Annotated in this window: 11 protein-coding genes; 8 read left to right on the top strand and 3 right to left on the bottom strand. The window is 32.4% G+C overall.

Annotated elements, in window-relative coordinates; genetic code table 11:
- The 3 genes from IDG60_RS00685 to IDG60_RS00695 form a co-directional block, all read right to left on the bottom strand.
- On the bottom strand, positions 1 to 227 hold a 227-nt coding region (locus IDG60_RS00685), incomplete at its 3' end, for an oxidoreductase (protein ID WP_481906068.1).
- A gap of 361 nt (positions 228 to 588) precedes the next feature.
- Positions 589 to 966, bottom strand: a complete 378-nt coding sequence (gene ygs, locus IDG60_RS00690) for a S1 domain-containing post-transcriptional regulator Ygs (RefSeq protein WP_001067294.1) — start codon at positions 964 to 966, stop codon at positions 589 to 591.
- Between the two features lie 414 nt (positions 967 to 1,380).
- Positions 1,381 to 1,974, bottom strand: a complete 594-nt coding sequence (locus IDG60_RS00695) for a peptidylprolyl isomerase (protein ID WP_000035058.1) — start codon at positions 1,972 to 1,974, stop codon at positions 1,381 to 1,383.
- Between the two features lie 63 nt (positions 1,975 to 2,037).
- Between IDG60_RS00695 and IDG60_RS00700 the strand changes: the two genes are divergently transcribed.
- From IDG60_RS00700 to mnhG1, 8 genes are all read left to right on the top strand, one after another.
- Positions 2,038 to 2,421 carry a kinase-associated lipoprotein B gene (locus tag IDG60_RS00700; RefSeq protein WP_000781162.1) on the top strand — a complete coding sequence of 128 codons (384 nt, stop codon included), beginning with the start codon at positions 2,038 to 2,040 and terminating at the stop codon, positions 2,419 to 2,421.
- Between the two features lie 130 nt (positions 2,422 to 2,551).
- Positions 2,552 to 4,957 carry a Na+/H+ antiporter Mnh1 subunit A gene (gene mnhA1, locus IDG60_RS00705; protein WP_103182713.1) on the top strand — a complete coding sequence of 802 codons (2,406 nt, stop codon included), beginning with the start codon at positions 2,552 to 2,554 and terminating at the stop codon, positions 4,955 to 4,957.
- Positions 4,950 to 5,378, top strand: coding sequence for a Na+/H+ antiporter Mnh1 subunit B (mnhB1, locus tag IDG60_RS00710; protein WP_001081626.1), 429 nt, complete (start codon positions 4,950 to 4,952; stop codon positions 5,376 to 5,378). The genes mnhA1 and mnhB1 overlap by 8 nt, the downstream gene beginning before the upstream one ends.
- Positions 5,378 to 5,719 carry a Na+/H+ antiporter Mnh1 subunit C gene (gene mnhC1, locus IDG60_RS00715; protein WP_000402803.1) on the top strand — a complete coding sequence of 114 codons (342 nt, stop codon included), beginning with the start codon at positions 5,378 to 5,380 and terminating at the stop codon, positions 5,717 to 5,719. Before mnhB1 ends, mnhC1 begins: the two co-directional genes overlap by 1 nt.
- Positions 5,712 to 7,208 carry a Na+/H+ antiporter Mnh1 subunit D gene (mnhD1, locus tag IDG60_RS00720; protein ID WP_000573077.1) on the top strand — a complete coding sequence of 499 codons (1,497 nt, stop codon included), beginning with the start codon at positions 5,712 to 5,714 and terminating at the stop codon, positions 7,206 to 7,208. The genes mnhC1 and mnhD1 overlap by 8 nt, the downstream gene beginning before the upstream one ends.
- A gap of 1 nt (position 7,209) precedes the next feature.
- Positions 7,210 to 7,689 (top strand): Na+/H+ antiporter Mnh1 subunit E, encoded by a 480-nt coding sequence (gene mnhE1 / locus IDG60_RS00725; protein WP_000290674.1) that lies wholly within the window; start codon positions 7,210 to 7,212, stop codon positions 7,687 to 7,689.
- The gene (gene mnhF1, locus IDG60_RS00730) at positions 7,689 to 7,982 is read left to right on the top strand and encodes a Na+/H+ antiporter Mnh1 subunit F (protein ID WP_001016306.1); all 294 of its coding nucleotides are present in this window, start codon (positions 7,689 to 7,691) and stop codon (positions 7,980 to 7,982) included. The genes mnhE1 and mnhF1 overlap by 1 nt, the downstream gene beginning before the upstream one ends.
- Positions 7,960 to 8,316, top strand: coding sequence for a Na+/H+ antiporter Mnh1 subunit G (gene mnhG1 / locus IDG60_RS00735; RefSeq protein WP_000590451.1), 357 nt, complete (start codon positions 7,960 to 7,962; stop codon positions 8,314 to 8,316). The genes mnhF1 and mnhG1 overlap by 23 nt, the downstream gene beginning before the upstream one ends.
- Positions 8,317 to 8,429 lie beyond the last annotated feature (113 nt).

Below are 8,429 nucleotides of genomic sequence, written 5' to 3' on the forward strand. Positions count from 1 at the left end.
GGCTGTCCTGGAAATGCTTTTCCGACATCACTCACATTACTCGCAGCATTAATTGTAATACCAACATCTTGTGAACGCTTTTCAATATAAGGAAGTTCTACATCTGAAATAGTACCATCATCATTTGAAGAAATATGTGTTAAAGGGGCTAACACAAATCGATTTCTCAACTCTACTCCATTTGGTAATTCTACTTTATCAAACAATGGTTCGTATTTACTTTTCATTACTTAATTCCTCCTTAAAATTATTGAGTTGACTATAACATGTAATTTTTTCATTCTCCAATTATCTGTTTATATAGTTGCAATTCGTTTAATACTTTAAGTTGTAGTTCTCATTTCTAAAATAAATAAAAAAAACAAATCCACATACAATATTGCAAATCAACGATTCTATCTAACAAAGATAATGGATATGTCACCTTAAACCATTTGTACGTGTAAATAGAATCAATCATATTACGTTATCGTAGACAAAAAGAGATTAGTATCTAATAAAATTTAATAGATACTAATCTCTTTTATAGTCTAAGAAACTTTCATTTCAGACCCTTTGTATGATTTTCGGTACGATTTATCTGTTCCTTTAGTCGTTTCGAATTGCTCGCTTTGACTGTTTTATCCAGATTGGTAAGCGTTCTTTAAGTGTTTGAAACCCATATTTTTCTGTTTCTCTGATTTCATCTAATACTGATTGTTTTTCCTTCTTACGCTCATAATTTTTGAAGTAATCATTATCCTTTAATGATAGATTAAGCTTTCCTTCATCATCTATAGACAAAATTTTAGCTTTAACAATTTGGCCTTCTGATAGAAATTTCTTCAAATTATGAACGTAGTCATCCATAATTTCTGATATATGAATCAGTCCTTCAGTATGATTAGGGGTCTCAACAAACGCACCGTATGGTTGAATACCAGTTACACGCACCTTGATATGTTGGCCAATTTTGTAGTTATTCAACTTAATAACCCCTTATTTCGTTTACTTAACACTATTATCATAGCACAAATCGAAATGGTGGACTAATTAAAACATCAAATCATACGAATATTATTTTATAAATGAATAAGAATTCTACAAACTTGGATTTACAAATAAAATTAGCAACAAACTCCTATCTAAATCAATATGATATCCAGCTACTTTGTTTTCAATTTATTAACTATTTGAATAGCAATTCTCTTTAAAAACATAAAAAGCAACCTCAACTATTATCTTTAGAATACACATCTATTTAAAAACTGTGCTTTCTTGATAAATATATTGAGATTGCTCATCATGTTAGTTTATTTGTTTCGTTGGAATATATACTAATCCATTCATAAATTAGCTTTATCCGAGTTTAAAATGTTGGTAGTTAATTATGTTTAGCTATTATTCTTCAACATCAATAGATTCAATTACAACATCATGAAGTGGTTTGTCTTGTGGTCCCACTTTTGTATTTGCAATATCTTCTAAAGTAGTTTCACCATCAATGATTTGACCGAATACTGTATGTTTTTGATCTAACCATGGTGTACCACCCTTTTCGCCATATGCATCAACGATTGGTTGAGGCCAGCCACCATCTGCAAGTTGACTTAACATATTTTGAGGTACTTCTTTCATTTGAACAATGAAAAATTGTGAACCATTAGTATTAGGTCCTGAGTTAGCCATTGATAATGCGCCATATAAGTTAAATGCATTTAATGAAAATTCATCTTCAAAAGCACCGCCATAAATACTTTCGCCACCCATACCAGTAGCTGTTGGATCGCCACCTTGAATCATGAAGTCATTAATGACACGGTGGAATGTTATTCCATCATAATAACCATTTTTTGCATGTGTCACAAAATTTTCAACTGTTTTTGGTGCAATATTTGGAAATAATTTGAATGTCATGTCACCTTTATTTGTGTGCATAACCACTTTAATTTCACCTTGTTGTACTTCTTTGTTTAACTGTGGATAGTTAGCCATTTATATTCTCCATTCATGTTATGATACATATATATTAACATACTTTTAAGGGAGGAAAATAGCATGAAGCTATATCGATTTTCACACAAAACAGGTAGCTATGGTGTCACGATTGTTGAAGAAAATGGAGACGATGTCCTTGTTAAAGTTGAACAAGTTATCAAACACCCGAAACAAGGTGATTTACATAACCCTACTGAAACTGAAGGTGTATTTTTCCATGAACGCAAAGCATTAAGCCATTTTGAAAAACGCTATACGAAACGTTCACAATTACGCGACTTCAATGTTGATGTATTGCGCTATGAAGATTCACTTCAACAAGCAATTACAGATTTAGAAACTAAACTTAAAGCTCAGCAAACAAAACATGCTGAAATGTCTTTAGCTAGTTTAGCACGCTTAAAAGAAGATTATTCACTTCAATACAAAGAAAATTTTAAATAAAAAATGACGTGTTTCTTCTTATTTAAATACTTCTGAAAATAAAGCACAACAAGGAGTGTGTACGTTTTTCAGAACTATATCATTCATGTATAATGAATAACATAAATATTTTTTAAAGGAGGACAACATAGTGAGTTTGTTACATATTGCGGTGATATTACCGTTAATATTCGCACTCATTATTCCTATCCTGTATAGATTTTTTAAACGTATACATTTAGGATGGTTCGTATTACCTGTCCCTATCGTCATATTTATTTATATGCTTACATTAATTAAAACGACGATGTCAGGTAATACTGTAATGAAAACCTTAAATTGGATGCCTCATTTTGGTATGAACTTTGATTTATATCTTGATGGCTTAGGTTTACTCTTTAGTTTGCTTATTTCAGGAATCGGCAGTTTAGTAGTATTATATTCAATCGGCTACTTAAGTAAGTCAGAACAACTAGGGAATTTTTATTGTTATTTATTACTATTTATGGGTGCAATGTTAGGTGTCGTACTTTCAGATAATGTTATTATTCTATATTTATTCTGGGAGCTAACGTCATTTTCTAGTTTTTTACTTATTTCATTCTGGCGCGAACGACAAGCATCTATATATGGTGCTCAAAAATCGCTCATAATCACAGTATTTGGTGGTCTATCATTATTAGGTGGTATCATCTTACTCGCTATACCAACACAATCATTTAGCATTCAGTACATGATTCAACATGCTTCTGAAATTCAAAATAGCCCATTCTTCATTTTTGCGATGATTTTAATCATGATTGGTGCTTTTACAAAATCTGCTCAGTTTCCATTTTATATTTGGCTACCAGATGCAATGGAAGCACCTACACCAGTCAGTGCTTATCTTCATTCAGCAACAATGGTTAAAGCAGGGTTATATTTAATCGCTCGAATGACACCAATCTTCGCAGCATCGCAAGGTTGGGTATGGACTGTCACACTCGTTGGTTTAATTACGTTATTCTGGGCTTCGCTAAACGCAACAAAACAACAAGACTTGAAAGGTATACTGGCATTTTCAACAGTATCCCAATTAGGTATGATTATGGCGATGCTTGGAATCGGTGCCATTAGTTATCACTATCAAGGCGATGATAGCAAAATATATGCTGCTGCATTTACGGCTGCAATATTCCATTTAATCAACCATGCAACATTTAAAGGTGCCCTATTTATGATTACAGGTGCAGTGGATCATTCTACTGGTACACGTGATGTTAAGAAATTAGGTGGCTTACTAACAATTATGCCTATTTCATTTACAATCACTGTTATTACAGCATTAAGTATGGCTGGTGTACCACCGTTCAATGGTTTCTTATCAAAAGAATCATTTTTAGAAACAACATTTACAGCAAGCCAAGCAAATTTATTCAGTGTTGATACATTAGGCTACCTATTCCCAATCATTGGTATAGTGGGCAGTGTCTTCACATTTGTATATTCAATTAAATTTATAATGCATATATTTTTCGGACAATATAAACCTGAACAATTACCTAAAAAAGCACACGAAGTATCAATATTAATGCTTTTATCACCAGCTATTTTAGCTACATTAGTAATTGTATTGGGTTTATTCCCTGGCATTTTAACTAATTCGATTATTGAACCAGCTACATCTTCGATTAATCATACGGTAATTGATGATGTTGAATTCCATATGTTCCATGGATTAACGCCTGCCTTTTTATCAACATTAGTGATTTATATTTTAGGTATCTTACTAATTGTGACATTTAGTTATTGGGTGAAATTGTTGCAACGACAACCTGGTAAACTAACATTCAATTATTGGTACAACAGAAGTGCAAATGTTATTCCAAACTACTCTGAAAAGATGACGAATAGCTATGTTACCGATTATTCACGTAATAATTTAGTTATCATTTTTGGTGCATTAATTTTATTAACATTTGTCACTATATTCTCAGTGCCTTTCAACATTAATTTTAAAGACGTTAGTCCGATTAGAATTTTCGAAGTTTGTATCGTAATTTTATTATTAAGTGCTGCCTTTTTAATTCTTTTCGCTAAATCAAGATTATTTAGCATTATTATGTTAAGTGCAGTTGGATATGCTGTGTCTGTATTGTTTATATTCTTTAAAGCACCCGACTTAGCATTGACACAGTTTATCGTTGAATCTATTTCAACAGCATTGTTCTTATTATGCTTCTACCACTTACCAAATTTAAATCGTTATAATGAAAAGCGCTCATTCCAGCTTACTAATGCTTTAATTGCTGGTGGTGTTGGTTTGTCCGTCATTATTATCGGTTTAATTGCATACGGAAATAGACATTTTGAATCGATATCTAAGTTTTATCAAGAGCACGTTTATGATTTAGCTCACGGTAAAAACATGGTAAACGTCATACTTGTTGATTTCCGTGGTATGGATACTTTATTCGAGTCATCTGTGCTTGGTATCGCAGGATTAGCTGTATATACAATGATTAAATTACGTAAAAAGCGTCAAACGCAAGGTAACGAGGTGAAAAATCATGAATAGACAACAAAATGATCTAATTTTGCAATTTGCTGCAGTTATTATCTTTTTCATGGTAATGGTCTTTGGTTTTTCACTTTTCTTAGCAGGACATTATACACCTGGTGGCGGTTTCGTCGGCGGATTATTATTCGCAAGTTCACTTGTTATCATTACGATTGCATTTGATATAGAAACAATGCGTAAAATTTTCCCATTAGATTTTAAAATCTTGATAGGTATCGGATTAGTTTTTTGTATTGCGACGCCTATCGCAAGTTGGTTTTTAGGCAAAAATTTCTTTACGCATGTCACATTTGATATACCGTTATTTATATTAGAACCTGTTCATATGACAACAGCAGTATTCTTTGATTTCGGTGTTTTATGTGCAGTAGTTGGTACTGTCATGACAATTATTATTTCGATTGGAGAGAACGAATAGTGGAAATTATTATGATTTTTGTTAGTGGTATTCTCACAGCAATTAGTGTCTATCTCGTTTTGTCTAAAAGTCTGATACGAATTGTTATGGGAACTACACTATTAACACATGCAGCAAACTTATTTTTAATAACTATGGGCGGACTTAAACATGGTACTGTTCCAATTTATGAAGCGAACGTAAAAAGCTATGTTGATCCTATCCCGCAAGCACTTATTTTAACAGCAATCGTTATCGCCTTTGCGACAACAGCCTTTTTCTTAGTATTAGCATTTAGAACATATAAAGAATTAGGCACAGATAACGTTGAGAGTATGAAAGGAGTTCCAGAAGATGATTGAAAGTAATATGCTTGTGTTAACGCTAGTTATTCCAGTAATTACAGCCATATTACTTGTCTTTATTGGAAAGCGTCCTATTATAAAGCGTTATGTCGCACTAGGCGGTACATTATTAACCTTGGTCGCGGCAATTATCAATTTAGCAAATGTTGTTAAACATGGACCAATACGCGTAGAGCTAGGTTCATGGAAAGCACCATACAGTATTGTCTTTGTATTAGACATATTCAGTGCCCTACTAATAATTACTAGTATTATTATTACAGCTATTGTGATTTTATATTCATACCAAACAATTGGTATTGAACGTGAAAGATATTATTATTATTTTTCAGTACTATTTATGTTAATAGGTATCATTGGTGCATTCACAACTGGTGACATTTTCAACCTATTCGTATTTTTCGAAGTATTTTTAATGTCATCTTATTTCTTATTAGTAATTGGTTCTACAAAAATTCAACTACAAGAAACAATCAAATATGTTCTTGTTAACGTTGTATCGTCATCCTTCTTCGTAATGGGTGTAGCGATTTTATATTCAGTAGTAGGAACATTGAATCTAGCAGATATAAGCAATAAATTAGCTAACCTTTCAGCGCATGACAGTGGCTTAGTCAATATCGTTTTCATACTATTTATCTTTGTTTTTGCTACAAAAGCTGGCGTATTCCCAATGTTTGTTTGGTTACCTAGTGCATACTATGCACCACCAATTCCAATCATTGCATTCTTTGGTGCTTTGTTAACAAAAGTTGGTGTTTATGCAATCGCTAGAACATTAAGCCTATTCTTTAGTGATAATGTAAGCTTTTCACATTATGTCATTTTATTCTTAGCACTATTAACGATCATCTTTGGTTGTGTCGGTGCTGTTGCATATGCCAACATTAAAAAAATCATCCTATACAATGTCATGATTGCTGTAGGTGTGATCTTAGTCGGCGTTGCAATGATGACAGAGTCAGGTATGATTGGGGCTATTTACTATACATTGCACGACATGTTAGTAAAACTTGCATTATTCTTGCTTATCGGAATTATGATTAAAATTACAGGCACTGCTGATTTAAGACAATTTGGTGGCTTAATTAAACGATATCCTGTACTTGGTTGGTCATTCTTTATCGCAGCATTAAGTTTAGCTGGCATTCCCCCACTCAGTGGCTTTTATGGAAAATTTTTCATTGTCCAATCAACATTTGAAAGAGGATTTTATTTAAGTGGTGTCATCGTCTTATTATCAAGTTTAGTTGTATTATATTCTGTCATTCGCATATTCCTACAAGGCTTTTTCGGTCAACCAAAAGGATATGATCTTAATAACAAAGTCGACGTCAAATATTTAACTACGATTGCAATCGTTGCAGTTGTGATAACTGTTTTATATGGATTGTCAGCAGATTACTTATATCCAATGGTAAAAGCTGGTGCAGAAACATTCTACAATCCATCAACCTACGTTAAAGCTGTATTAGGAGGTAAATAACATGGCTGTACAATTAGTATTAAACTTTATTATCGCAGTGTTTTGGTTGTTTGTAACAAATAGTTACACAACAAATAACTTTGTGTTAGGTTTCATCTTTGGCCTAGTTCTTGTTTACCTCTTACACAGAGTGTTACCAGGTAGATTTTATGTCATCACGCTATATCGTATTATTAAATTAGTTATTATTTTCTTAATCGAACTGATTAAAGCTAATTTTGATGTTTTGAAAATTATTATTAAACCTTCGATTAAAAATGAACCAGGATTCTTTGTTTATCACACAGATTTAAAAAAAGATTGGCAAATTGTCTTGCTGTCTAATTTAATTACATTAACACCTGGTACTGTAGTGCTTGGTGTAAGTGATGATCGTACAAAAATTTATATTCATGCCATAGATTTTTCAACTAAAGAGCAAGAAGTAGAAAGTATTAAAACATCATTAGAGAAAATTGTAAGAGAGGTGGGCGAAATATAATGAATCATAATGTTATTATCGTTATTGCATTAATCATAGTTGTCATTTCTATGTTAGCTATGCTCATTCGCGTTGTGCTAGGCCCATCACTTGCCGATCGTGTTGTCGCATTAGATGCGATTGGTCTTCAATTAATGGCAGTTATAGCATTATTCAGTATTTTATTAAATATTAAATACATGATTGTCGTTATTATGATGATTGGTATATTAGCCTTTTTAGGTACTGCAGTATTCTCTAAATTTATGGACAAAGGTAAGGTGATTGAACATGATCAAAATCATACTGATTAGTCTTGCACTTATCTTTGTTATCATCGGTGCTTTAATTAGCGCCCTAGCAGCTATAGGATTATTGAGACTTGAAGATGTATATTCACGTGCACATGCTGCCGGAAAAGCATCAACATTAGGTGCAATGTCATTACTATTTGGTACTTTTTTATATTTTATTGCTACTCAAGGTTTTGTAAATATGCAATTAATCGTTGCGATTATCTTTGTATTAATTACAGGTCCTCTTTCAAGTCATATGATTATGAAAGCAGCATATAATATTAAAACGCCTTATACTAAAAAGACTAAAGTCGATGAAATTTCGGAAGACTTAAAAGACACAAAATTGTAGATTATATAACAAAATCATGAATATAAATCAACAACAAACAGCAGTAAGATGATTCCAAATTAGGAATGATTTTACTGCTGTTTTCTTTTGACATTGTTACCTCTTTTTCAATG

It is taken from the genome of Staphylococcus sp. EG-SA-2 (assembly GCF_017152085.1).

What these genes read in the sequence shown, in the direction of transcription:
- IDG60_RS00695 (WP_000035058.1), bottom strand. Translation starts at nt 1,974, where the DNA reads ATGGCTAACTATCCACAGTTAAACAAAGAAGTACAACAAGGTGAAATT.
- IDG60_RS00700 (WP_000781162.1), top strand. Translation starts at nt 2,038, where the DNA reads ATGAAGCTATATCGATTTTCACACAAAACAGGTAGCTATGGTGTCACG.
- mnhB1 (WP_001081626.1), top strand. Translation starts at nt 4,950, where the DNA reads ATGAATAGACAACAAAATGATCTAATTTTGCAATTTGCTGCAGTTATT.
- mnhD1 (WP_000573077.1), top strand. Translation starts at nt 5,712, where the DNA reads ATGATTGAAAGTAATATGCTTGTGTTAACGCTAGTTATTCCAGTAATT.
- mnhE1 (WP_000290674.1), top strand. Translation starts at nt 7,210, where the DNA reads ATGGCTGTACAATTAGTATTAAACTTTATTATCGCAGTGTTTTGGTTG.
- mnhF1 (WP_001016306.1), top strand. Translation starts at nt 7,689, where the DNA reads ATGAATCATAATGTTATTATCGTTATTGCATTAATCATAGTTGTCATT.
- mnhG1 (WP_000590451.1), top strand. Translation starts at nt 7,960, where the DNA reads ATGATCAAAATCATACTGATTAGTCTTGCACTTATCTTTGTTATCATC.